General features: G+C 69.6%; 20 protein-coding genes. 11 read left to right on the top strand and 9 right to left on the bottom strand.

Annotated elements, in window-relative coordinates:
* Nucleotides 1–5 precede the first annotated feature (5 nt).
* Genes HUA76_RS01115 through HUA76_RS01105 form a run of 3 tightly spaced genes read left to right on the top strand, consistent with a single transcriptional unit; the run spans nt 6 to nt 3,698 of the window.
* Nucleotides 6–1,136, top strand: a complete 1,131-nt coding sequence (locus HUA76_RS01115; RefSeq protein ID WP_174459751.1) for a glycosyltransferase — start codon at nt 6–8, stop codon at nt 1,134–1,136.
* Entirely contained in the window at nt 1,133–2,587 is a 1,455-nt protein-coding gene (locus HUA76_RS01110; protein ID WP_371745656.1) for a hypothetical protein, read from the top strand. Before HUA76_RS01115 ends, HUA76_RS01110 begins: the two co-directional genes overlap by 4 nt.
* Nucleotides 2,556–3,698: a glycosyltransferase family 4 protein gene (locus HUA76_RS01105; protein ID WP_254613957.1), complete on the top strand. Its 1,143-nt coding sequence runs from the start codon at nt 2,556–2,558 to the stop codon at nt 3,696–3,698. Before HUA76_RS01110 ends, HUA76_RS01105 begins: the two co-directional genes overlap by 32 nt.
* Nucleotides 3,699–3,704: 6 nt before the next feature.
* Here HUA76_RS01105 and HUA76_RS01100 read toward each other — a convergent pair whose 3' ends face one another.
* Both HUA76_RS01100 and HUA76_RS01095 read right to left on the bottom strand, forming a co-directional pair.
* On the bottom strand, nt 3,705–4,853 hold the full coding sequence (locus HUA76_RS01100) for a glycosyltransferase family 4 protein (protein ID WP_174459750.1): 1,149 nt from the start codon (nt 4,851–4,853) through the stop codon (nt 3,705–3,707).
* Between the two features lie 75 nt (nt 4,854–4,928).
* Nucleotides 4,929–6,146 (bottom strand): glycosyltransferase family 4 protein, encoded by a 1,218-nt coding sequence (locus HUA76_RS01095; RefSeq protein ID WP_174459749.1) that lies wholly within the window; start codon nt 6,144–6,146, stop codon nt 4,929–4,931.
* Between the two features lie 305 nt (nt 6,147–6,451).
* Here HUA76_RS01095 and HUA76_RS01090 point away from each other — a divergent pair, with 305 nt between their 5' ends.
* Nucleotides 6,452–8,032: a serine/threonine-protein kinase gene (locus HUA76_RS01090; RefSeq protein ID WP_174459748.1), complete on the top strand. Its 1,581-nt coding sequence runs from the start codon at nt 6,452–6,454 to the stop codon at nt 8,030–8,032.
* Between the two features lies 1 nt (nt 8,033).
* Here the strand turns inward: HUA76_RS01090 and HUA76_RS01085 are convergent, their stop codons facing one another.
* The 3 genes from HUA76_RS01085 to HUA76_RS01075 are packed head-to-tail and all read right to left on the bottom strand — an operon-like array spanning nt 8,034 to nt 11,023.
* Entirely contained in the window at nt 8,034–9,143 is a 1,110-nt protein-coding gene (locus HUA76_RS01085) for a glycosyltransferase (protein WP_174460429.1), read from the bottom strand.
* Between the two features lie 32 nt (nt 9,144–9,175).
* Nucleotides 9,176–10,351, bottom strand: a complete 1,176-nt coding sequence (locus HUA76_RS01080; protein ID WP_174459747.1) for a glycosyltransferase — start codon at nt 10,349–10,351, stop codon at nt 9,176–9,178.
* A 3-nt stretch (nt 10,352–10,354) separates the two neighbouring features.
* A complete protein-coding gene (locus HUA76_RS01075; protein WP_174454551.1) occupies nt 10,355–11,023 on the bottom strand; it encodes a bifunctional 2-polyprenyl-6-hydroxyphenol methylase/3-demethylubiquinol 3-O-methyltransferase UbiG in 669 nt (222 codons plus the stop codon).
* 198 nt (nt 11,024–11,221) lie between these two features.
* Here HUA76_RS01075 and HUA76_RS01070 point away from each other — a divergent pair, with 198 nt between their 5' ends.
* The 4 genes from HUA76_RS01070 (at nt 11,222) to HUA76_RS01055 (ending at nt 15,833) form a co-directional block, all read left to right on the top strand.
* Nucleotides 11,222–12,739: an oligosaccharide flippase family protein gene (locus HUA76_RS01070; protein WP_174459746.1), complete on the top strand. Its 1,518-nt coding sequence runs from the start codon at nt 11,222–11,224 to the stop codon at nt 12,737–12,739.
* A 19-nt stretch (nt 12,740–12,758) separates the two neighbouring features.
* The gene (locus HUA76_RS01065) at nt 12,759–13,709 is read left to right on the top strand and encodes a glycosyltransferase family 2 protein (RefSeq protein WP_174454552.1); all 951 of its coding nucleotides are present in this window, start codon (nt 12,759–12,761) and stop codon (nt 13,707–13,709) included.
* Nucleotide 13,710: 1 nt separating this feature from the next.
* The gene (locus HUA76_RS01060) at nt 13,711–14,628 is read left to right on the top strand and encodes a glycosyltransferase family A protein (RefSeq protein WP_174454553.1); all 918 of its coding nucleotides are present in this window, start codon (nt 13,711–13,713) and stop codon (nt 14,626–14,628) included.
* Nucleotides 14,629–14,804: 176 nt separating this feature from the next.
* Complete coding sequence (locus HUA76_RS01055; RefSeq protein WP_174459745.1) at nt 14,805–15,833, top strand: ROK family protein; 1,029 nt, start codon at nt 14,805–14,807, stop codon at nt 15,831–15,833.
* Nucleotides 15,834–15,909: 76 nt separating this feature from the next.
* Here HUA76_RS01055 and HUA76_RS01050 read toward each other — a convergent pair whose 3' ends face one another.
* The 4 genes from HUA76_RS01050 to HUA76_RS01035 are packed head-to-tail and all read right to left on the bottom strand — an operon-like array spanning nt 15,910 to nt 19,363.
* On the bottom strand, nt 15,910–17,010 hold the full coding sequence (locus tag HUA76_RS01050) for an acyltransferase (RefSeq protein ID WP_174459744.1): 1,101 nt from the start codon (nt 17,008–17,010) through the stop codon (nt 15,910–15,912).
* A 13-nt stretch (nt 17,011–17,023) separates the two neighbouring features.
* The gene (locus HUA76_RS01045) at nt 17,024–17,986 is read right to left on the bottom strand and encodes a glycosyltransferase (RefSeq protein ID WP_174459743.1); all 963 of its coding nucleotides are present in this window, start codon (nt 17,984–17,986) and stop codon (nt 17,024–17,026) included.
* Nucleotides 17,983–18,258, bottom strand: a complete 276-nt coding sequence (locus HUA76_RS01040) for a hypothetical protein (protein WP_174459742.1) — start codon at nt 18,256–18,258, stop codon at nt 17,983–17,985. The genes HUA76_RS01045 and HUA76_RS01040 overlap by 4 nt, the downstream gene beginning before the upstream one ends.
* A gap of 7 nt (nt 18,259–18,265) precedes the next feature.
* Complete coding sequence (locus HUA76_RS01035) at nt 18,266–19,363, bottom strand: acyltransferase (protein WP_254613956.1); 1,098 nt, start codon at nt 19,361–19,363, stop codon at nt 18,266–18,268.
* 299 nt (nt 19,364–19,662) lie between these two features.
* Here HUA76_RS01035 and HUA76_RS01030 point away from each other — a divergent pair, with 299 nt between their 5' ends.
* From HUA76_RS01030 to HUA76_RS01020, 3 genes are all read left to right on the top strand, one after another.
* A complete protein-coding gene (locus HUA76_RS01030; protein WP_174459741.1) occupies nt 19,663–21,147 on the top strand; it encodes an MraY family glycosyltransferase in 1,485 nt (494 codons plus the stop codon).
* A gap of 8 nt (nt 21,148–21,155) precedes the next feature.
* Nucleotides 21,156–22,181 (top strand): nucleotidyltransferase family protein, encoded by a 1,026-nt coding sequence (locus HUA76_RS01025; RefSeq protein WP_371823414.1) that lies wholly within the window; start codon nt 21,156–21,158, stop codon nt 22,179–22,181.
* A gap of 109 nt (nt 22,182–22,290) precedes the next feature.
* Nucleotides 22,291–23,262: a nucleotidyltransferase family protein gene (locus HUA76_RS01020; RefSeq protein ID WP_174459739.1), complete on the top strand. Its 972-nt coding sequence runs from the start codon at nt 22,291–22,293 to the stop codon at nt 23,260–23,262.
* Nucleotides 23,263–23,286 lie beyond the last annotated feature (24 nt).

Genomic DNA, 23,286 nt, shown 5'->3' with positions numbered 1-23,286 from the left:
CCACCATGCGCGCGCTGCACGTCTACAGTGGCAATCTCTACGGCGGCATCGAATCCCTCCTCGTCTCGCTGGCGCGCGTGGCGGCGCGCCACCCGGAGGGCACCGTGCACGAGTATGCGCTGTGCTTCGAGGGACGCCTGGCCGACGAGCTGCGCGCCGCGGGCGCGACGGTGCATCTGTTGGGGCCAGCGAAGGTGAGCCATCCCTGGACGGTGTGGCGCGCGCGGCGGGCCCTGGGCGCGGTGTTGAAGCAGGGCGCGTACTCGGCGGCGGTGTGTCACTCGGTCTGGCCCCAGGCGCTGTTCGGTCCGGTGGTGCGCGCGGCCGGCGTCCCGCTGGTGTTCTTCCAGCACGAACCGTTGGCCGGCGCGCATTGGCTGGAGCGCTGGGCGAGCGTCACCCCCCCGGACCTGGTGCTGTCCAACAGCGCCTTCGCGGCGCGCTCGCTGGGGTCCGTCTATCCCCGGGCGGCCTATCGGGTGCGGCACCCGCTGGTCGCCGAGGCAGCGCGTGAGCTGGAGGCGGCGGAGCGGGCCTTGCTGCGTGCCGACCTGGGCGCGAGCGAGGACGACGTGGTCATCATCCATGTCAGTCGCATGCAGGCATTGAAGGGGCATCGGCTGCTGCTCGAGGCCCTGGGCCGCATGCGCGAGGCGCGAGGGTGGCGACTGTGGGTGGTGGGGGGCGCTCAACGCGAGGAGGAGACGCGCTACGTGGACGGGCTGCTCGCGCAGTCGAAGGCGCTCGGGCTGCAGGGGCGGGTGCGGTTCCTCGGGCAGCGTTCGGATGTGCCCCGGTTGTTGCGCGCGGCGGACCTGCACTGTCAGCCCAACACATCGCCGGACTCTTTCGGGCTGGCCTTCGTCGAGGCGCTCCAGGCGGGACTTCCCGTGGTGACGACCGCGTTGGGTGGCCCCCTGGAAATCGTGGACGAGACGTGTGGCAGGCTCGTCGCGCCCGAGGCCGGCGCGCTGGCCTCGGCGCTCCTTCGCCTGGTGGTCGACGCGGAGGCCCGGCGCAGGCTGGGGGAGGGCGGGCCCGCTCGCGCGGCGAGGCTCTGCGCGCCCGAGGTCTTCCTCGCGAGCCTGGACGAGGACCTGCGCTCCGTCATGTCCGTTTCCCGAGTGGCCGCGTGAGTGCTCCGCGCCCACCGCTCGGGGTGAGACCGGGGCTGCAGGGGCCGGGCGTGCTCGGGCGCAAGTTCGTGCGCCGCGCTCCGGATGTACCGCTGGAGGTGGTGACGCGGAGGGCCGAGCCCAGGAGGGGCCTGCTGTCGTCGGGCAAGCTGGTGCCGCTGTTCATCGGCCTGCTCATCTTCTGTCAGCTCGCCTTGCTGGTGGACGCCATCGGTCCGCTGCGCCTGGTGGTGCGCATCCTGGCCTTCGGCATGAGCCTGGCGTTGCTGGTGTGCGTGCCGGGACGGGGCCTGAGGCATCCGGCCCTGCCCTTCGTGCTGGGCTCGCTGGGCATCACCGCGCTCAACTTCTTCAACCCGGGCACCGTCAGTCCACTGGGCGCGGCGGCGCAGCTCGGCATCCAGCTCTCCATCATCGCTCCGCTGCTCTGGGTGACGCGGCTGTCCATCGACCCGAAGGTGTTCCGCCTCACGCTCGCGCTGCTGTTCTTCTTCAACGTGGCGAGCGCGGCGGTGGGTGTGCTCCAGGTCTACTTCCCGGGCCGCTTCCAGCCCGCCGTCTCCTCCGCCGTGCAGTCGCAGGGTGACTCCTACCTGCGCAGCCTGGAGTTCGAGACGGCGAGCGGCGAGCGCGTCTACCGTCCCATGGGGCTGACGGACATGCCGGGTGGCGCGGCGACGGGCGCGTTCTACGCGGTGTTGCTCGGCAGCGGTTTCCTGCTGTCGTCGCGTCGCGGGCTGACGCGCGGGCTGAGCGGCGGTGGCATCCTGATAGGGCTGCTCAGCCTCTACCTGTGCCAGGTTCGCGCGATTGCGCTGATGCTCGTCGTGTGTCTAGCGGCCATGGCCTTCGTGCTCACGCTCACGGGCCGGGTGGGGCGGCTGGCGAAGCTGTTCGCCGTGGTGGGCGGGGCGGCTGTGTTCGCCTTCGGCTGGGCCGTCGCGGTCGGGGGCGACGCGGTGCAGTCGCGCTGGGACTCCTTGTTCGAGGCGAAGCCCGAGGAGGTCTACCGCAGCAACCGGGGGCGCTTCCTGGAGGGGACCTTCGAGCACCTGCTGCCGGAGTATCCGCTGGGCGCGGGCCTGGGACGCTACGGAATGCCCAACGCGTACTTCGGGGACAACTCCGACCCGGCCTACCCGGGCCTGTGGGCGGAAATCCAGTGGACGGCGTGGGTCTACGACGGTGGGGCCCTGGTGATGGTGCTCTATCCGCTGGGCCTGCTTGCAACGATGGCCTGGGTGCTGCGCATCGCGCGGCGGCGCGAGGACCTGGGTGAGGAGTTCTGGCTGTGGGGGAGCGTCATCTTCGCGTACAACCTGGGCGCGCTGGCGCTGACCTTCAGCTATCCGTTCTTCATGAGCCAGGTGGGCATGGAGTTCTGGTTGCTCAACGCGGCGCTCCTGGGCGCCTGGACTCATGCGAAGACCCTACACGCTCATCGCCGGTGACTTCGTGGCCACCGGTGGGATGGACCGGGCGAACCTCGCGCTGGCGCTCTGGCTGGCGAAGCAAGGCGGCCCCGTGCGGCTGGTGGCGCACCGCGTGGCGGACGAACTGCTCGGCTTCCCCAACGTGCGCTTCGTGCACGTGCCCAAGCCCGCGAACTCCTATCTGCTGGGCGAGCCGTTGCTGGATGCCATGGGACGCGCCTGGGCCCTGCGCACGCGCGCCGAGGGTGGCCGCGTCCTGGCCAATGGTGGCAACTGCGTCGTCCCTGGCGCCAACTGGGTGCACTACGTCCACGGCGCCTACGTCTCGGAGCCGGTGGGCGGTGCGCTTCGCCGGCTCAAGGGGCGGGTGAGTCACCAGCGCTACAAGAACGATGAGCGCAAGGCGCTGTGGCGCTCGAACGTCATCATCGCCAACTCCGAGCGGACTCGAGCCGACCTGGTGGCGGCGACGGGCGTCCCCGAGGCGCGGGTGCATGTCGTCTATTACGGCAGCGAGCCGGAGCGCTTCCACCCTGTCTCGCTGGAGACTCGGAGCGCGACGCGCGCGGCGCTGGGTTGGCCGACGGACCGGCGGGTGGCGCTCTTCATCGGAGCGCTGGGCGACAGGCGCAAGGGCTTCGACACGCTCTTCGAGGCGTGGTCCCGACTTCATGCCCGAGGCGATTGGGACACGGACCTCAAGGTGGTGGGCGCGGGCGCGCAGCGCGAGGCCTGGGAGCATGAAGCGCGGGTGCGTGGCCTGTCGGAGCGCATCCAGTTCCTCGGGTTCCGAAGTGATGTGCCGGTGCTGCTGTCCGCCGCGGACCTGCTCGTGGCGCCGACGCGCTACGAGGCCTATGGGCTGGGAGTTCAGGAGGCCCTGTGCGCGGGGTTGCCCGCGCTGGTGAGTCGCGCCGCGGGCGTAGCGGAGCGCTATCCCGCCGCGCTGCGGGACTTGTTGCTGAACGACCCGGACGACGTGGCGGGGCTCGTGGGCGCGCTGGAGTCCTGGCGGATGAATGCGAGCGCCTGGGCCGCGCCGCTGGCCTCGCTGTCGGAGTCGCTGCGCTCCAGGACGTGGGACGACATGGCGTCCACGCTCGTCGAGGTGATGGAGCGCGAGGGCTGAACGCGGTCAGCGGCTCGCCAGGACTTCTTCAAAAAAGTCCAGGTGGGCCCGTGCCACGACAGGCCATGCGAAGCGGGTGACGGCGCGCTCCCGTCCGCGCGCGGCGAGCTCCCGGCGTTGCTCGGGGCTCTCCAGGAGTCGGGCCAGCGCGGCGGTCCACGCTGGGACATCCGCTTCGGGGAGCACGAGGCCGGCGTCGCCCACGGTGCGAGGTACCTCGCCCGAGTCACTGCCCAGCACGGGCACCCCGCAGGCGAAGCCCTCCGCGAGCATGCGCCCGAACTGCTCCTTCCACCGAGGCGTCGTCTGGCTGGGCGCGCACAGCAGGTCCATGGCGTTGAGCGCGCGTGGCACGTCGCCGTGGGGAACGCCGGTGACGATGCGCACGCGGCCCTCATGGTGTGAGGCCCATGCTCGCAGGGCGCCGTCCAGGGGGCCTCCTCCCACGAACAGGGCGCGCCACGGCGTCTGGAGTCGGTCCAGGGCCGCCATCAGCAGGGGGACCCCCTTCTCTTGAACGAAGCGTCCCAGGTAGCCGACCACGGGAGGGCCCGGCGCATCCCAGCCTTGCTCGCGCAGGAAGGCCTCGCCCGCGGCGCGGTGTGGACGGAACAGCTCCACGTCCACGCCCATGGGGATGGCGCGCGCGGGCCTCGCGGCATAGCCGGGACGGGTGGTGAGGAGCTCCTTCACCGTCTCGCCCCAGGCCACCCAGCCCGAGGCGCGCTGGATGACGAAACGCTCGGCCTGCGCGAAGGGCGGCGGGTAGCGCTTGAAGAGGTTCTGCGCCGAGCAGAAGACGAGGGGCGTGCGGCGAGGAGTGAGCAGGGCCACCTCCAATCCGGCGAGCACGTAGGGCTCCTCCCAGGAATGGACGAGGTCCACGTCGCCCGCGAGACAGCCGCGCAGCTCCGGCCCGTACACGAAGGCATGCAGGGAGCGACTGAAGAAGGCCCGCACGGCTTCCAGCGTCGCGGCCTCACCGTCGTCGCGCTTCAAGAGGAGAGGGCTCAGGTCTCCCTGGAAGGAGCGGGGCGCCACGGCCTTCACCTCCCACGTCCCCGCTCCCACGCGCGCCAGCTCGTTGGCGAGGCGCCGGTTCAGGGAGACGACATAGGAGTGCGAGACGGTGACGAGTCTGCGAGGCCGCTTCACGGAGGCTCCCGGTCCACCGAGGACCGAACCAGACCCGCTCCACCGGGTCAAGGCACCAGAATGGACGGCGGCCCGTCAGGTGGACAGCAGCGCCTGGTACACGGCGAGCACCTCACGCGCGTAACGCTCGCGAGAGAAGCACGCCACCGCGCTCTTCCGGCCCGCCTCGCCCAGTCGCGCGCGCTCTCTCGCCTCCGACAGCAGGGGGCGAAGCGCCGTGGCGAGGAGGCGGGCATCACCCGGCTCGATGAGCCGGGCATCCACTCCGTCCGTGAGCGCCTCCGCCGCGCCGCTCGCGCGCGAGACGACGGCGGGCGTCCCGCAGGCCAGGGCCTCCGCGATGGTGAGACCAAAGGGCTCGCGGCGTATGCTGGCGTGCACGAAGACATCCAGGGCGCGGTAGACGGCGGCCGGGTTGGCCTGGAAGGGCACCAGCCCGACCCGGCCGGTGAGCTGGTGGTGGTCGATGTACCGCCGCAGCTCATCCTCGGTGAACTGGGAGCCCGGGGTCCGGTACAGCGGCGCGCCCACCAGGTAGAAGCGCACCGCGAGCGTCGGCGCCTGACGCGACAGCAACGCGGCGGCTTCCAGGAAGACGTCATGACCCTTCCAGCGCGCGTAGGTGGCCACCAGCCCCACGCGCAGCGTGCCCTCCGGAGCAGGGGGCAATCCCGCGAGCGCGTCCAGGTCCGCCGGGGCGCCCGGTGCGAAGCGCTCCGTGTCCACGCCGTTGTAGACGACGTGGACGGGGACTCGGCCAAGCACCGAGCGCGTGTCCTCGCCCACTGCGCGGGAGTTGGCGATGGCCGCCGAGGCCAGCGGCGCCAGCGTGCCCAGCGCGCGTCGCACCAGGGGGCGCTCGCTCAAGAAGTCGTGGATGTGCCAGACGCGCTTGAGCGGCAGGCCCGCCGTGACGGGGCTCAGCAGGTGGGTCTTGATTCCATTGGAGTGCAGCAGGTCCGGCCGCAGCCTCGCGACTTCGTGACGCAGCGCACGGCCGTAACCGGCGAGGAGCGCGGGCGCGGGCAGCAGGCTTCGCGCGAAGCGCCACGCCTCCCCAGGCCCCTGCCCACGCAGTGCGCTGTCGCCCAGGCCGGACAGCCCCGCTGGAAGCGGAAGGAGGCGGGTGTCGACGCCCACGGCCCTGGCCGCGTCCAGCAACGGGCCCTCGGAGCCCGCGAGCAGGTGCAGGGACAGCCCCGCGTCCAACTGGCGCAGGCAGGCCATCAGGTCCAGCAGCGCGCGCTCGGCGCCACCCAGGATGCCCACGGGATTGAGGAAGAGGACGCGCACGCGCCTGGGACCGAAGCAGACCCCTCCGAACCCGTCAATCGCGCCCGTGCGTCGTTTCCGACCGCGTTCTGCTTGGGCGCGGGGGGGGGGCTGAGATTGGTTTGGATGAAGTCAAGCCAGGCAAGTGAATCCAGGAAAGCCGCGTGTTACGGCGTTGCGATTGCCCTCGGTGAGATGGATTCCACCCAGTGGGCCGAGCGATAGTCCGAGAGACGATGAGCCCCTCTCGAAAATGCCCGCGCTGCGGAGCGGACCATCGACCGGGTGTCACGGTGTGCCCGCAGGAGGTGTTTCGCGTCGGAGTCGTGGCGCCGGCCGGTGCGTATCGCCCGGACGCGGAAGAGGACACGGACGAGGCCACGTTCAAGCGCGAGCGGAACATGTTGCCGGAGCCCGTGCGTCCCCTGGTGTCGGGGGTTCCCCCAGCGTACTCGGCGCGGGCGATGAAGTGGGAGGAGTCCGTCACCCGCGACGCGCTGGTGGGCACGAAGGTGGGCGACTACCTCATCAAGCGCCGCATCGGCCGCGGTGGCATGGGCATCGTCTACGAGGGAGAGCACTCGGTCATCGGGCGCAGGGTGGCCGTGAAGGTCATCCGCCCGGACTTCGTCGAAGGTGGTCGCGCGCGAGACCTGGCCACGGAGGCGCGCTCGGCGGCGGCCATCCGTCATCGCGGCATCATCGACATCTTCGGCTTCGGGACCATCCCCGACGTGGGGCAGTACCTGGTGATGGAGTACCTGGAGGGCGCACCGCTGGACGAGGTCATCCACCAGCGCGCCCCCATGTTGGAAGTGGAGGTCATCAGAATCCTCGATGCGCTCTTGAGCGCGCTGGCCGCGGCGCATGGGGTGGGCGTCATCCACCGCGACCTCAAGCCGGGCAACGTCTTCATGGTGCGCGAGGGTGATGGCAGCGAGTCCGTCAAGGTGCTCGACTTCGGCATCGCCAAGCGCAGCGAGGCGCCTTACGGCAGCACGCCCCAGACGCATGCCAACGCCCTGGTGGGCACTCCCGAATACATCGCTCCGGAGCAGGCGTGTGGACATCAAGTCAGCCCGCAGACGGACCTGTATGCCGTGGGGGTCATCGCCTACGAACTCCTGACGCGGCGACTGCCCTTCGAGGGTGAGTCGGCCATGGCCATCATCGTCCACCACGTCCGCACGCCACCTCCGCCGCTCTCCAAGTACCGGGAGGTGAACTCCGCGCTGGAGGCGCTGGTGATGCGGCTGCTGGCGAAGGAACCCACCGAGCGCCCCGCCTCCGCGGAGTCCGTGCGTCGCGAGCTGAAGCACGTCCTCGCGGGGTTCTCCGAAGGCGCCACCCGGCTCTCCGCACCGCCCCCGGAGACGCGCGCGACGGAGTTGCTCCAGGCGATTCCCCAGGTGAAGGGGAAGAAGGGTGGACGGCGAGAGCCTCGCCGCCGGGGGCCCATCTCCGACTCCGAGCGTCCGACGAGCATCATGGTGACGCCCACGATGCTGCTGGAGGCGACGTCGCTGGACCACAAGCCGCTGCGCCCGCTGCGTTCGCGCAAGCTGCTGGTGGGCGGCGCGCTGGCCCTGGTGGTCGTGGTGGGCGGCTGGGCGTTCCTGGCGCAAGCCCGGACGCGCTCACCCCGTCGCGACACGACGCGTGCGCGAGTCCAGAAGACCGCGCCTCGAGGAATGGGCACGGTGGTGCTCAAGGTGAACGGGCCTCCGCTCCAGGACGTGCTCGTGGACGGGAAGAGCCACGGCGAGAAGTACGTGCTGGAGCTGCCCGAGGGCATTCACCGGCTGGAGGTGCGGGGCCCGGACCTTGGAAGGCCGCACAGCAGCTCTGTCGACATCCGGGCGGGTGCGTTCATCGAGCACCACGTGACGTTGCCCTCGCTCTTGTGATTCAGCGCGCGAGTCGCTGATACGCATCCAGGATGGCGCGCGTGTGCGCGGTCCAGGTGAAACACGCCGCGCGGGCGAGGCGACGGGTGAGCGGCGGCGGTGACACGCGTCCGGTGAGGAGGGAGTCGACGGTCTCCGTCCACGCGGAGAGGTCTCCGACGGGGCAGTAGAGACAGGTGGATTCGCCCACTTCGCGCAGCACGGGCAGGTCGCTGGCCACCACGGGGACGCCGCAGGCCAGGGCTTCGATGAGCGGGAGCCCGAAGCCCTCCGCCTCGCTGGTGATGAGCACGGCCTTCGCGTTGCGGTACAGGCCCGCGAGCGTGGACCGCTGCTGAAAGGGGGGTTGGAACAGGGCGTCGCCGATGCCAAGTCGAGCGACGTGCTCCCGCTGCGCCGAGTTCAACGCGCCCCCCTGCTGGACGAGGCGCAGGTCCGGGTGGCGGGCGCGCAGCGCGGCGAACACGTCGAAGAGCACGTCCAGACGTTTGCGCGGAATCGCGCTGCCGACATGCAGGAGGTAGGGCCGGCCCTCGAGGGGCGCGAGCACTTGCTGGCTCTGGTCTCCCGGGACGGCTTCGACGCGGTACTCGGGAGAGGTGCCCAGCGGGGCCCAGACGAGACGGGCGGGGTCGACCACGCCATGCGTGAGCAACTCGTCCCGGATTGTCTGGGTGTTGTGGAAGACGATGGCGGCGCGCTCGAGCCCTCGAAGCTGGGTCCTGGCCATGAGTCGGAACCACGCGGGCCGGGCTTCGCGGTGAGGTTCCACGACGGAGCGGAACGCATCGAGGTCGTAACAGAAGACGCCGGTGCGCGAGGCCGGGAGCGCGTGGACGAGCTGCGCGTAGCTGTGGTCGACGATGTGGAAGGCGTCGAACCGGGAGCGCGCGAGCAGCGCGCGCGCCGGGTAGAGGCCGAAGCGGGTGAGGATGCGGTCGACGTTGAACGCCGCGCGCCGCGAGCCCAGGCGTGGCAGCCGGCGGGCCACGGCCGGCAGGGGTGGCCGCAGGCCTTGGGCGGAGACTTCGCCAGGGAAGGCCTCCAGTCCATCGACGAGTGCCTCGCCCACGAGGTCCATGCTGGGCCAGCCCTCTTCGAGAGGGTCCATCAACACCGCGAGTCGGAGGGGCGTCGAGGACGTCACGGAGTGCTCCCTGGCGGGTGCAGGAGTGCTTCCACCGTGCGTTCCAGGGTGAATCGCTCGCGATACAGGCGGGCCGCGCGCGCACCCAATGCGGCGCGTTCCTCCGCGTGGGCCAGGAAGTATTCGGCGCACTCGAGCAGCGCCCCGGCAGTGGTGTCCTCCGCGAGGGCGACGGCCCGCGACTCGCGCCAGAAGGGTTCCGTGAGATGCCCGGTCTGGGTCACCAGGGGACATCCCAGTGCCAGCCCGGCCATGGAGGTCGTCCGGCGCGTGCTCACGCCATCCAGATAGGGCTGTATCAACAGGTCCACGGACGACAGGTGTGCCGACAGTTCGGCGGGCGCCAGGTCATCCCGCGAGGTGATTCGTGGGGCGAGCTCTGGATGTCGCAGGCCCAGTTCCTGGACGAAGCGTCGGCTGCCCCGTCCCAGCAGCAGGCCCTTGCGGTGTTCGTCCGCGCGCAGCAGTGGGACGAGGACCGTCGACAGGAGCTCGCTGATGGCGGGGTCGTACGTGCCGAAGTGGCCCAGCCAGGGCCCCGTCCCCAGTGCCAGCCGTACTGCTTCACGCGTCTGTTCCGGAACTTCTGTTGGAAGCGTGCTGGGAATGGGGCGCCATTCCGCGCGATGTCGGACTCTCGCGGGCAGGTGCTCCGCCCATGACGGGATGGACACGAAGAGTCGCTCCGCCGCGCCGCCCACCATCCCCGCCATCACCCGCGTGACTCCCGCGAGCACTTGATGGCGCAGCGGAGACGTTGGCTTCCACGGGTAGACGATTTCGTGGAAGAAGACCCAGCGCTCGTCCTGGCGACGCGCGGCGAACCAGGCGCAGAACGGAACGTTCATCGCTTTCATGCCCAGGGCGTGCGGGACGTACTGGAGCAGCAGCCGCCTTGGCGTGGGACAGTGATTCAGCTCGCGCGTCAGGTGGCGCAGCCCCATCGGCGTGAAGAGTCCGGGAACGCGGTGCACCGTGACGCCGAGCTCCTCGCGTGCGCCTGCCTCTCCCGGTGCCCAGACATGCACCTGCTGCCCTGCGTGGACGAGCGCCTGAGCCACCAGCCGGGTGTAGTCACTGACGCCGCCAGGCTGCGGTGGATACTCCCCGGTGAGCAGGTGCCACGAGACGGGCCTGTCACCGTCCCGTGGTTCGCCGGAGGAGGAGGTCACGGCTCAGGAGGCTTCCAGGTCGCGGACGGCGAGGAGTTGGAAGGCGTGCTGGGGGAAGCGCGTGGCGAAGGGCTCGGTGAGGATGGACAGCCGGCTGCCCAGTCGCGCGGGGCGGAGGCGGGGCAGCGCGAAGTCACCTCGCAGCGGCTTCCAGCCGCTCATGCCGGTGACGCGATAACCGCGCAGCTCGAAGTCATAGACCTCCCAGCCCGAGCGGTGGACCTGATGGACGTTGTTGTCCCATTCATCCTGGGGAAGAAACCCGTTGGGCGTGAAGATGACGACGCGCTTTCGCGCGAGTGACTCCATCATCTCCAGCAGTCGATATCCCTCGGGCTTCTCGAAGTGCTCGATGACGTCCAGCGCGATGACCGCGTCGAAGCTCTTGGGCGCGAAGTGCTTGCCGACCTCGAGCAGGTCCATGCAGTGGTACTCCTGATGGATGTCCGCGGCGCGACTGCGCTCGATGCTCGCCGGGTAGCCATCCACGCCCACGGTGCGCGAGAACAGGTGCGAGATTTTCTTCAGGGGTGAGCCCGAGCCGCAGCCGATATCGAGCACGCTGTCGCACGAGCCCACCAGCGTGTCCCGCAGCGTACGGTGGAAGACCTCGTGCTCGCTGACGAGCACCTCGCGCTTGAGGAACTGGAAGAGGGAGTGGCTCGGTGACATGCCCGGCGGACCGTAGCCCCGGGGCTTCCTGGGTGGCAACCACGCGTCGGGCACCCAAGCAGTCAAGCCGCTGACCCACTGTCCCGACGCCCTCGCATTGCTTGTGAGGGTGGGACGGCCCCGGTAGCATCGAGTGGGCGCCGTCCACCTGGGGCGGCCCTCGTCTTTGCTGCCCGGGAGCGGGCTGTCCCCCTTGCGATGACCGCGACCGCCGCACCCGACGTGGACACTGGCGACGTCAAGGCCCGTGCCCTGAAGGGCATGGTCGTGCTGATAGCGCGGACCGTGGCCTCGCAAGGCTTGCGAGTGGTGAGCGCCCTGGTGCTCTCCCGGCTGCTGTTCCCCGCTGACTACGGTCTGTTTGGCATCGTCGCCTATGCGGCCTCCCTGGGGGTGTTCCTGGGGGACCTGGGGTTGAGCGCGGCGCTGGTGCGTCAGCCCCATGAGCCCACGCGGGATGAGACCTTCACCATCTTCTGGTGCCACCAGGCGCTCACCGCCGTCATCGTCGCCGTCGTCTGCGCGTTGGCCCCCCAGCTCGCGGAGGGCTATGCCCTGGGCGAAGGGGCGGTGCCCATGGTGTGGGTCATGGCCCTGGGGCTGTTCTTGTCCTCGCTGCGCGTGATTCCGCTGATGGCGCTGGAGCGGCGGCTGGCCTTTCCGGCCATCGCGCGGGCGGAGCTGGCGGAGAACATCGCCCAGGTGGCCAGTACGTTGGCCCTGGCGGCGGCGGGCCTGGGGGCGTGGGCGCTGGCGCTAGGGTCCCTGGTTCGCGGCGTGGTGGGGTTGGTGTGCATCGGCTGGGCTTCGCCGTGGCGCCCGCGCGGGACGTTCCGGGTGGACGTGCTGCGGCGGCTCCTGGGCTTCGGACTGGCCTTCCAACTCCCCCCGCTCGTGGCGGCCGTGGTTGCGGGCTGGGTGCCGCTGGTGGTGGGGAGGGTGCTCGGCAAGGATGCCGTGGGGCTGGTGAACTGGGCCGTGGCGCTGGCCTCCACTCCGATGATGCTCAGTGTCGTCCTCAACCGCGTGGCCTTCCCGGCCTATTGCCGGATGCAGGATGACCCGGAGGGCTTCGCGGAGTACCTGCGCACCTCGCTGCGGCGGCTGGCCGTGGTGCTGTTGCTGACGCTCCCCGTGGCGGTGCTCGGGATGCCCGTGCTGGTGCCGCTGTTCTTCGGGCAGCGGTGGGTCGCCGCGGTGCCGTTGGTGCAGTGGTTCAGCCTGGAGTGTCTGCTCATCGTGTTGACGGGCCTGCTCGCCACCGCGCAGAACGCGGGAGGCCGCCCCTGGGAGCGGCTGGCCGTCGTCGTGGGCGTGGGCGTGGTGAAGTGGAGTGTCGGTACGTGGGCCATCCACCGCTTCGGCCTGGCGAGCGTGGGGCCCATCGGGCTGGCGGTGTCGCTGGGGGAGGTCTGGGTGACGGCGTGGCGGGTGTCGCGGCTCAACCCGGCGCTGCGCGGGCTGGTGCTCCAGGTGGTGGAGCCGCTGGTGACCGTGGGGATGGTCGTGGCCGCGGCCTTCCTGGTGGTGCGCCTCTGGATTCGAGACGGTGGGTTGTCGGGCTGGGCGGTGGGGACGGTGGTGTTCGCGCTGCTCATCCTCGTGCGCGAGCGCCTGCCGGGGACGCTCTCGCTCCTGGGCGAGGTGCGCGACATCCTCGCGTTCATCCGGGCGCGGCGAGCCGCTCGGACTGTCCCGGTGAGCCCGGTGTCATGAGAGGGACGTGAGGCATCCGATGACGAAGCCGGACCTGGTCATCTCCATCGTCAACCACAGCAACCCGGAGCTGCTGCACGACTGTCTGCGGACGCTGTACGCGACGACGCGGGAGTGCACCTTCGAGGTGTGGGTGGTGGACAACGCCACGGATGGGCGAGGCGTGGAGGCCATGCGGCGCGACTTCCCCCAGGTGCGCTGGCTCTTCAACTCCGCTCGAAAGGGCTTCTCCGCCAATCACAACCAGGTGTTGCGACAGGCGCGCGGGCGCCACTTCTGCATCTTCAATGACGACACCATCGTCCACGAGGATGCGTTCGATTCGCTCGTCCGTTTCATGGATGAAAATCCGCGAGTGGGCATGGCGGGTGCACGGCTGTTGAACGCGGATGGCACCATCCAGAACTGCACCTTCCGGCCCATGTCGCTGTCCGGGCAATTGTTCGACCTGCTCTTCCTTCCGAGCCCGCTGCACTTCCTGAAGCGCAAGGACATCGACCCCGCGCAGTACGGACACGAGGATGCCCGGGTGAGCTGGGTGCTGGGGGCCTGCATCGTCGTGCGGGAGGAGACGCTGGCGGAGGTGGGGTTGCTCGACGAGGAGCTGTCGCCCCTGGGCAACACGGAGGACACGGACTGGTGTGTCCGGGCGTGGAAGGCGGGCTGGGAGGTGGCGTTCTGTCCGGAGGCGGTGATTACGCACCTGACGAGCCGCTCATTCCGTCCCTCCGCCACGGGGCCTGACAAGGTGCGCATCGAGCTGTGGCGCACACGGGTGGCCTACTTCCGAAAGCACCACGGCCGGCTGCGGGAGTGGATGCTGCGCGCCATCCTGGTGGGGACGCTTCCGTACAACTCGCTGGTGTTGACGCAGACGCTGCTGCGCGGACGCATGGCGCTTCCGGAGTACCGGCGGCAGCTCGCCACCTTCCTGCGCATCTCCGAGATGGGGCTGCGGACGCGACTCTGACATGCCCTTCTTCTCCGTCGTCATCCCCACCTACAACCGGGCGCGGCTGCTGGAGCGGACGCTGGCCTCCGTGTTCGCGCAGGAGGAGCGGGACTTCGAGGTGCTCGTCGTGGACGACGGCTCCCAGGACGACACGCTGGAGGTCCTCGCGCGGCTGGGTGAGCAGGTAAGGGTGCTCCAGCAGTCCAACGCGGGCCCCGGCGCCGCGCGCAACCTGGGCATCCAGGCGGCCCGTGGCGAGTACGTGGTGTTCCTGGACAGCGACGACCTGTGGTTCCCATGGACGCTGGCGTCGTACCGGCAGGTGCTGGAGGAGCACGGTGCGCCGACGGTGGTGATGGGCACGTCGGTGTCTTTCAGTGGCGAGGAAGAGCTGGCCCGGGTGGCTCGGGAGCCCGTGCGGGCCTCGCTGTTCACGGACTACCTGGCGAGCGCCCTGGACCGGACGCCGCGCACGGCGTGTGTGCTGGCGGTGCGGACGGAGGCGCTCAGGCGGGTGGAGGGTTTCACGCCGCTGCGCATCGTCGCGGAGGATTATGACCTCCTGTTCCGGTTGGGGACCGAGCCGGGCTTCGCCTGGGTGAGGACGCCCGTCATGGTGGGCTACCGAAGGCACGACGGGTCCGAGTCGACGATGCTGGAGTCGAGCCACCAAGGCATGGCGTATCAGCTGATGCAGGAGCGACTGGGGCGCTATCCCGGCGGGGGCGAGCGGAGGCGCGAGCGACTGGAGATGTTGCTCTATGCCACGCGGCACGTCTCGCACGTGCTCGTCGAGCACAGGCGGATGGACCTCGCCGTTGACTTGTATCTGCGCGGCCTGCCGTTCCACCTGGAGGTGCCGCGCTGGCGGTACCTGCTGGGCTTCCTTCCGAAGGTGGCGGTGACACAGGTGTTCCGGCGCCTCAGGGGGCGTTGATCGAGGCCGCGCGGGCCCGCCCTCCCGAGCGACTTCCGTGTCGCCGCACGGTCGCACGCTCGCCCTGACCTACCGCTGCGCCAACGACCTGTCAGGCGAGCGGGTCGCGGAGGTCGAGCCGAGACTGCGCATCTTCCATGGGACGTGCGCATGCGCGTGGTTGCCGGAGGCACGACATGGATGAGGTTCGGTCGGTGGGAACGGGGAAGGCTCGCGGAGGGCCGACCCCTGGCACGGCGAAGGCTTGGGGTGGCATCGACCTGGGCGGAACCAAAATCGAGGCGGTCATCATCGATGAGACGGGCAAGCCGATAGGCCATGCGCGCCATCCGACGCCGGTGCAAGGCAAGCCGGAGGAGGTGGTGCGGGAGATGTATGGGACGCTGGAGGAAGCGGCGGTGACGGCGGGGTTGTCCTCTCGGCGCCTCGAGGGTGTGGGAGTGGGGGCGCCCGGCGCGGTGGATGCGAGGGCGGGGACGCTGGCCCGGGTGAGCAACGTGGGGCGTGGATGGACGGAGCCCTACCCCATGGCGAGCGACCTCTCGAATCTGGTGCACGGCCGGGTGGTGTTGGGCAACGACGTCCAGGTTGCGGTTGTCGCGGAGTATCGCCTGGGGGCTGGGAGGCCCTATCGATCGGTGCTGGGGGTGTGGTGGGGCACGGGCGTGGGCGGGGGGCTTGTGTTGAACGGGGTGCCCTGGCGAGGCCGTGGAGCGGCGGGCGAAGTCGGCCACATGGTGGTGAAACAGGGTGGGGCTCGCTGTGGTTGCGGACGGTACGGGTGCCTGGAGGCGTATGCGGGGCGCGCGAGGATGGAACGCGAGGCGCGAAAGGCCGAGGAGGAGGGCAAGAAGACGGTCCTCTTCGAGATGATGAAGAAGAAGCAGCGCACGCGCCTGACGAGCAGCATCTGGAAGAAGGCGCTGAAGGAGAAGGACCCCCTGGCCACGAAGCTCATTGAGCGGGCGCTGCGGATGATGGGCGTGGGGATTGCCTCGGCCATCAATCTGACGGACGTGGACGCGGTCATCCTGGGAGGTGGCCTGGGCACGAGGCTGGGCGAGGAATACGCGGACCGACTGCATGAGGCCATGCGTCCCCACATCTTCATGCCCGGGCGTCAGCCCCCCGTGCTGGCGGCGGAGCTGGGAGAGCTGGCGGGAGCCATTGGTGCGGCCCTGCTCACGGAACCGCCGATGAAATAGCGATTGCCTGCTGTGCTTGCGAGTTGAATCGCACGCAGTGCAGTCTGGAGTTGCGAAAAACGCCAGGCGCTCGATGCTACCGCCCGTACCACGTCCGGCCAGGAGTCGAGGCTTTGGAGTTCAAGGGCTGTGATGGTCGTGTTTGTTGTTTGCCGAGCGCGATGGCTGGCTGCTCGATGTATCTCCAGGACATCATCGCAAGCAGGAGCGTGACAGGGAGGGACAACGCCGCGTTCCACCACCACGGCATGGGGCCTCCCAGCATGGCCGTGACGGTTTGCTGCACGGGAAAGGCGTAGATGTAGAGGCCATACGAGAAGTCCCCGTGGCGTCCGAAGTGCGCGAGCCTGCTCGGGAGGAACGCGAGGTACAGCACGAGGTACGCGCCACAGGAGCCGATGGCGACAGGGAGGCCCTTGCCCGCCATCGACGTGGCGGTGAGCACCAGGACACAGGCCACCGCGAGCCATGGACTCATCCTCACGCGCTCTCTCCAGAGATAGAGCACCAGGCCCCCTCCGAAGTAGAGCCCGAGGACCGGCCAGAAACCCAGGCGTCCGATGTGCAGGAAGGACAGCACCGCCGTGACACACCACCCGGCCAGCGCCAGTTCCTTGCGCAGCAGTCCCGTGACTCCCAATCCCAGTACGAGCAGGTAGAAGCCGACTTCGTACTTCAGCGTCCACAGCGAGCCATTGACGGCGCTGGGATACACGTTCCCTTCGAACACCCCGGGCAGGTTCCACTGCGGATTGATGAGGGTGAAGTTGCGCAGCAGGAAGCGGTACGTGTCGGGCGCCGTGAAGTACTCACCCAGCGGGTAGGTGGTGAACGCGGCGCCGAGCACGAGCGTCGTCAGCAGGAGCGACACCGCCAGCCCCGGGAAGATTCGCAGCGTGCGCGCCAGGACGAAGCTTCGGACGTCGCGCGTCCGCTCCCAGCTTCGGGTGATGAGGACCCCACTGATGACCAGGAACACCGCCACGCAAACCAACCCGAGCGAGACCTGGCCGTGGGTGAAGACGGTCAGCGGCTCGGGGCTCCCCTGAGGGCCCTCGCCCAGCGGAAAGGAGTGGCTGAGGATGACGCCCGTGGCCGCGGCGAAGCGCAGGAAGTCCAGGTTGTTTCCCCGGCCTTCGAGACACTCACTCAACGTGGGACGTGGCCGGGGCGCCATGGGGGAGGGCTGCTCAACGCGTCTCGTGGAGTTGGGGATACGGCCCCTGCACCTGCGCCCAGCGACTCGCCAGCACGAACAGAATCTCTCGCACGGAGTCTCCCCGGAACGCGAGCACGGGACTGGCGAGCCCGGCACCGAGCAGCCGCGCAAACGCCTTCCAACGCGCCATGCCTCCGGAGCGCCGTCCCAGATAACGCGCCTGGAGGGTCTGCTCGCTGCGCACCACGCCCACGATGAGTCGGAAGAAATAGCGCGTCTCGAAGCGCGAGCGCGGAATGACGTGCCACACCTTCAGCGCGGGAGCGTAGAGCCGACGATGGCCCGCCTTGCCGAGCAGGAAGCCCAGCTCGATGTCTCCTCCACTCAGGAGTTGGTTGCCGAGCCGATCCGGCATGAGCTGCTCCGGCGTTCGCCACGGCACGGCCTCCAGGACGGCCGCGCGCCGCAGCCACAGCCCGGCTCCAATCGTGGGTGCGAGCGTGGCTCCCGCCCCGAAGTCGACGAGGTCATCCCCCATCCGGTGATTGATGGCGAGAAGATGCTCGCGCCGGGAGATGCTGGGCGGAGGCGGCGTCTCGTACTGGGGATAGATCCGGGAGACCACCACGCCGACTGCCGCGTCCTCGAAGTGCGCCAGCCCGTCGGCGAGGAAGTTCGGCTCGGGGATGTTGTCGTCGTCCAGGAAGCAGATGACCTCGCGCCGCGCGCTGTGGATTCCGCACAGGCGCGCGAAGAGCAGCCCCTGGCGGGCTTCATGGACCACGCGCACGTCCACGCCTCGGCGACGCAGTCCCGCGACGGCCGGGCTGTCTTCCACCACGCGCGCCGTCCCGTCCGCCGAGTTGTTGTCCACCACCACCACCTCGAAGCACGCGCTCGGCGCCTGCTGCGCGAGCAGGGCTTGAAGCGGCGCTTCCACGCGCCTTGCTCCGTTGTAGGTGGGGATGACCACTGTGACGCCCGCTGAACTCATCGACGTGCCTCGGACTCACGAGGACGCGCCCAGAGCAGCCCGTTCACCTCGCCACTCCAGAGGCCAGGAGTGACTTCATGGCCCAGCGCTTCGAGGGTCTGCTCGCACCAGGCCTTGCCGTCCGGCCTCTCCCGGGTTCGATGCCACTCCATGACGAGCGTGCGAATCCGCAGGCGCGCGAAACGTAGGTCGCGGCGACCCAGCGGCAGCGCCCTCCAGGCGAGGTACCGCGGCTGGCTCAGCGACGTCAGTCGGTCCCTCAGTCGTGCCATGGTGTTCCTACGGGGACAAGACGCCCGGCGGGAGCGCCCCACGCGTCAACAGCCAGTCTCGCAGCTTGAGGCAGGGTTTCTCCACCGTGACATAGGTCACCCAGGCCACGCCCAACGTCAAGGCGAGGTACGCGAAAAGGTCCAGCCCCCAGGCGCCCAGGCTGGTGCCCAGCCGCTCCACCACTCGGACCAGGAGCCCATGCCAGAGGTAGGCGCCGTAGGAGAGCAGCGCGGTCTGATAGACGCCCCAGCGCAGGCCGCGTGGGAGCTGGAGCGACTCGATGCCCACGAGCACCGCGCCGAAACCCACCGCCAGCCCGGCGAAGATCCAGACATGGCTCGACGTCGTCACGATGGCGCCGTAACGCCCCACCGTCAGCGCCAGCACCCCCACTCCCGCGAGGGCACACGCTGTTCGCCGGTGCCGAGACCAACTCCTCCACGTGGGCGCGGTCCGGGCCAGGAACACCCCGATGCCGAGCCCGTCCAGGTGCAGCTCGGTGGACCAGGGCGCGAACGTGGAGAGGCCCGTCACGGGCAGGTCCGCCGGCAGGTTCCTCGAGAAGAGCCAGCGCGCCACGACGCTCACCACCATGGGTGCCAGCCACGCCCAGGCGGGCCAGCGTCGCCCCCCCAGCGCGAAGGCGAGCAGCGGCAGCACGACGTAGAAGTGCTCCTCCACGCACAGCGACCAGCTCTGCACGAAGTCGCGCGGCATCGTGAAGTTCTGGAGGAAGAGCGCGTAGTGCCAGCCTCCGCCCACGAAGGGTGTGCCCACCGTCCAGGGCTTGAGCGCGTAGAACGCGAGCACGACGAAATACAGCGGCAGGGTGCGCATCCAGCGCTTCAGCCAGAAGGTGCGCAGCCGGGAGCCCAGGGGAGGTTCGCCATCCTCGGCGAAGACCTGCCGGCCGACGAGGTATCCCGAGAGGACGAAGAAGAGGTCCACGCCCATCCACCCATGCGCGAAGGCGAAGCGCACCGGGAGCGGCACGGCGTCATGGATGACCGCGGGCGCGTGGAAGACCAGCACTCCGAGGATGGCGAAGGCCCTCAGGACATCCAGCCCATCCATGCGCCGCGCGGAAGCAGTGTCGGCGCTCAACGCGTGACTCCGCGCGGTTGACGCTCGCGGGCTCGTGGGAAGGGGGAAGACCTGGTGGGGCACATGCGGGTGGTGGGTGCATTGTGTCCCCCGTCCCCGGGGCGTCAACAACGGACCGCGAAGGGCCTGGCCGCAGGGCAGGCGTGGCACTGAGGTCAGCCATGACACTTCCAGGCCGCGCCAAAGCCCGCATGGTCGCTCGCTGGGGGACGACTCGGGCGACATCGGGGTGTCGGACAGGAACGCTCATTGACGCGCCGTGACGCTCACCGTCAGCATGGTGGGAGCGGCCCTTCTCGATGATCACCTTCTTCGTCGCGTTCCTTGTTTCGTTGATGGTGGCCCTGGGCCTCACGTATGTCGTGCGCAACCAGGCGCTGGCGTGGGGTTGGCTGGACCAGGCCAACTCGAGTCGCAAGGTCCACGTCCGGCCCATCCCTCGGCTGGGTGGAATCGGCATCGTGGCGGGGTTCTTCGCCCCCCTGTGCGCGCTGTTCCTGGTGGACTCCGGCGTGGGACACCACTTCCGGCTCCACACCGAGCTGATTTCGGGCCTGTTCATGGGGGGCGCGGCCATCGCCGCGCTCGGGCTGTATGACGACCTGCGAGGCGCGGGCGCACGGCTCAAGTTCAGCGTGCAGCTCATCGTGGCGCTCGGGCTCTACCACCTGGGCTTTCGCATCGAGGTCATCGCCAATCCGTTCGGCCCCGAGCTGACACTGGGCGCGCTGAGCCTGCCGTTCACCGTGCTGTGGATGGTGGGCGTCATCAACGCGCTCAACCTGATTGATGGCCTCGACGGGCTCGCGGGCGGCGTGGCGTTCTTCGGCGTGAGCACCAACTTCATCCTCGCGCTGTCGCGAGGAGACGTGCTGCTGTGCCTGCTGATGGCGGCGCTCGCGGGCGCCATCCTCGGGTTCCTCGTCTTCAACTTCAACCCGGCCTCCATCTTCATGGGGGACACCGGCAGCATGTTCCTCGGCTTCGTGCTGGCGGCGGTGGCCATCAAGACGAGCACCAAGAGCGGCACGGCCGTGGCCATGCTCGTGCCGGTGATGGCGCTGGGCCTGCCCCTCATGGACACGCTGCTCGCGGTGGTGCGCCGCTCGCTCCTCGGGCGACCGCTGTTCAGCGCCGACAAGGAACACATCCATCACCGGGTGATGAGCCGCATGGTGCTCAGCCACCGCTCCGCCGTGCTGGTGCTGTACGGGCTGTGCGGCCTCTTCATGTTGACGGCCCTGGGCCTCAACTTCGCCAACAGCGCGCAAAGCGCCTTGCTGCTGTGTGGCATGGGCGTGGTCATCGCGGTGATGATGCGCAAGCTGGGCTATCTGGACCTGGGTCGCGCGGGCGACATGCAGCAGCGCCGCCAGAGAAACATCCGGCTGCGCTCGCTGGTGAAGGAGGTCATTGGCGCCGTGCGCGAGGCGAGGTCCCTTCAAGAGGTCTGGGGCGCCGTGCGGCTCCTGTCGGAGGTGCTGGACGTGTCGCGGCAGGAGCTGCGCTTCCAGCACCTGCGCGACGGACTCCTGGACGGCGTTGTCTTCGAGACCCAGCGTGCCGCGGGCCTGTCGATGCCCTTCGAGCTGCGCCTGGAAGTGAAGGACGAAGAAGTGGTGCTCGGCTCGCTGCTGCTCGTCTGGCGCGATGGCCGCACTGCCATCGACCGGGACGAGGAGCTGGCGCTGGAGCTGGTGGCGGACGCCGTCGCCGAACGCGCCGCGAGGCTCCTGGCGGTGGCGGATGCCGACCCCGCGCGCGTCGTCGTCCTGAGAAGATGACCACGACGGTGGGTTCAAGCGCTCTCGTCGCGCTGCTGCGCTCCTGGCCCCTGCCCCCCGCGAGAGGGGCTCCCGAAGGCGACGAGGCCACTGCCTTCGTGCGCGGGGCCGTCCGCCACGGGCTCGCCGGGTTCGTGGCTCACGCGGTGGGGCAGGTGGGTTGGGAGCTGCCCGCCGATTCGGGCGCACTGTTGCGCCGCGAGTCCCTGACGGGCGCGGCCCGCTCGCTCCAGGTGAAGGCCCTGCTGCTCAAAAGCCTGGAGGCCCTGGCCTCCGAGGGCATCGTCCCCGTGTCGCTCAAGGGGTACGGACTGGCGCTGCGGCTGTATCCGGACCCGCTCCAGCGCGCCACCCGCGACGTGGACCTGCTGGTGTCTCGGAGCGAGGTCGAGACCGCCGTGCGCATCCTCACCGGGCTGGGACTGACGGCGCGTCCGACGCGCGATGGGCGCCACGCGGACATGGACTCGCACCACCTGGAGCTGGAGGGAAAGGCGGGGCTCGTGGAGCTGCACTTCCGTGCCCTCGCGGGCTGGGGACGGACGCTGGAAGGTGATGCGCTGGTGTCGCGCGCGGTGGAGGGCGCACTGGAGGGCCAGCGGGTGCGGTGGCTCTGTCCCGAGGACGAGGCGGTGTACCTGGCCCTTCACGCGAGCCACCACTTGTTGCAGCGCCTGGCGTGGCTGTTCGACCTGAAGCTCCTGGCGGCGCGGGGACTGGACTGGGACCGCGTCGTCGCGGGGGCTCGTGGAACGGGCCTGCCACAGCTCGTGTTTCACGGCTGGGAGGTCGCGAGGAGGCTTTTGGGCGCACCGGTGCCGGAGGCCGCGCTGGAAGCCCTGGCGCCTCCCTGGTGGCAGCGGCGGCTCGCGCGAAGGTTCTTCACGGAAGAACGACTGGTGGAAACGGAGCTGGTGCGCAGCCGGCCGCGCTGGATGGCGGCGAAGCTGCTGCTGGCGCCCGAGCCGGGGGCGATGCTCCGCTATGCGCTGCGGCGCCTGGACACCGCGATTCGCCCCCCTTCGGACAGATGAACCGTCGCCCCCAGGGGCGGGCCTTTGTCCTGTGTCCACCACGCCGTCATCCCGTGGGGCTCAGGCAGTGATTGCAGGCGATGCGGTGGGCCCGTTAAAGGGGGCCACCATGCCGCTCAGCCTGCTCGACACCTTCCGCGTCCTCGCTTCGTTCGAACCACCGCGAGGAGCCCTCAAGGGCGCGCCCTGGGAGGAATACGTCGACTGGGCCATCGCCCAGGGCCTGGCCCCGCTGGCGGCCTACAACCTGGAGTACCGCCTGGGCGCCAGCGCCGCGCCCGAGTGGGCCCGAGACAGGCTGCTCGCCATCTACCAGGGCTCCGTCAACGACAACGTGATGAAGCTCGTCAACTTCAAGCAGGTGGTGGACGAGCTGCAAGGCCGCAAGCTGGTGCTCATCGGCTCCGCCGCCTTCGCCGAGGCGCTCTACCCGCACATCGGCTTCCGCCCCGTGCTGGACCTCCAGCTCCTCATGCGCCGCATGGACGTGGACGGCTTCGCGGGCTTCCTCTCCAACCACGAGTTCAAGCCGGAGACGGACACCTCCCACAGCGGCGCGACCAAACTCGTCTCCGACGGGCGCACCGCCATCTACCTCTACTCCGACATCCTGGGTCCCCAGCGCCGCGAGCAGACCGCCGGCATCATCGAGCGCGCCAAACCCATGAAGGTCTACGGCCCGTCCATGTTCCGGGCCGACCTGGAGGATTCGGTCCTCCTCGTGTGCCTGGAGCACGCGCGTCAGGGGTATGACGTACCCTGGCTGTCCTTCATCGACCTGCGAGAGCTCGTCACCGGCGCCAAGTGGATGGGCGGCGTGTACTCCCGGCCGCTCGACATCCCCGCGCTGCTGGCCCGGGCCGCGGAGTGGCGCCTGGAGCGCGCCCTCTACACGTCGCTGTCCATCGTCGCCCGGCTCTTCCCGGAGGCCGCCGCGGAGGCCTCCGCCGCCTTGCCGCCGCTGCGTCGGGCCACTCGGGAGCTGCTGGACCGGACGGTGGTGGGTCCAGTCAGCACCCCCGGGCGCACTTCGGCTCTCAGAGGCTTGGAAAGAGTGCGCCGTCTGCTCACGGGGCAGTGAGGCTGCCCGGCCGCTGTGCGGGCC

The organism is Myxococcus sp. CA056, assembly GCF_013336715.1.
Lineage (GTDB): Bacteria > Myxococcota > Myxococcia > Myxococcales > Myxococcaceae > Myxococcus > Myxococcus llanfairpwllgwyngyllgogerychwyrndrobwllllantysiliogogogochensis.
The sequence above is the reverse complement of the archived record's forward strand: the minus strand, read 5'-3'. Positions and strand labels throughout refer to the sequence as shown.

What these genes read in the sequence shown, in the direction of transcription:
- HUA76_RS01115 (WP_174459751.1), top strand. Translation starts at nt 6, where the DNA reads ATGCGCGCGCTGCACGTCTACAGTGGCAATCTCTACGGCGGCATCGAA.
- HUA76_RS01105 (WP_254613957.1), top strand. Translation starts at nt 2,556, where the DNA reads ATGCGAAGACCCTACACGCTCATCGCCGGTGACTTCGTGGCCACCGGT.
- HUA76_RS01085 (WP_174460429.1), bottom strand. Translation starts at nt 9,143, where the DNA reads ATGGACCCTCTCGAAGAGGGCTGGCCCAGCATGGACCTCGTGGGCGAG.
- HUA76_RS01075 (WP_174454551.1), bottom strand. Translation starts at nt 11,023, where the DNA reads ATGTCACCGAGCCACTCCCTCTTCCAGTTCCTCAAGCGCGAGGTGCTC.
- HUA76_RS01070 (WP_174459746.1), top strand. Translation starts at nt 11,222, where the DNA reads ATGACCGCGACCGCCGCACCCGACGTGGACACTGGCGACGTCAAGGCC.
- HUA76_RS01065 (WP_174454552.1), top strand. Translation starts at nt 12,759, where the DNA reads ATGACGAAGCCGGACCTGGTCATCTCCATCGTCAACCACAGCAACCCG.
- HUA76_RS01060 (WP_174454553.1), top strand. Translation starts at nt 13,711, where the DNA reads ATGCCCTTCTTCTCCGTCGTCATCCCCACCTACAACCGGGCGCGGCTG.
- HUA76_RS01055 (WP_174459745.1), top strand. Translation starts at nt 14,805, where the DNA reads ATGGATGAGGTTCGGTCGGTGGGAACGGGGAAGGCTCGCGGAGGGCCG.
- HUA76_RS01050 (WP_174459744.1), bottom strand. Translation starts at nt 17,010, where the DNA reads ATGGCGCCCCGGCCACGTCCCACGTTGAGTGAGTGTCTCGAAGGCCGG.
- HUA76_RS01045 (WP_174459743.1), bottom strand. Translation starts at nt 17,986, where the DNA reads ATGAGTTCAGCGGGCGTCACAGTGGTCATCCCCACCTACAACGGAGCA.
- HUA76_RS01040 (WP_174459742.1), bottom strand. Translation starts at nt 18,258, where the DNA reads ATGGCACGACTGAGGGACCGACTGACGTCGCTGAGCCAGCCGCGGTAC.
- HUA76_RS01030 (WP_174459741.1), top strand. Translation starts at nt 19,663, where the DNA reads ATGATCACCTTCTTCGTCGCGTTCCTTGTTTCGTTGATGGTGGCCCTG.
- HUA76_RS01020 (WP_174459739.1), top strand. Translation starts at nt 22,291, where the DNA reads ATGCCGCTCAGCCTGCTCGACACCTTCCGCGTCCTCGCTTCGTTCGAA.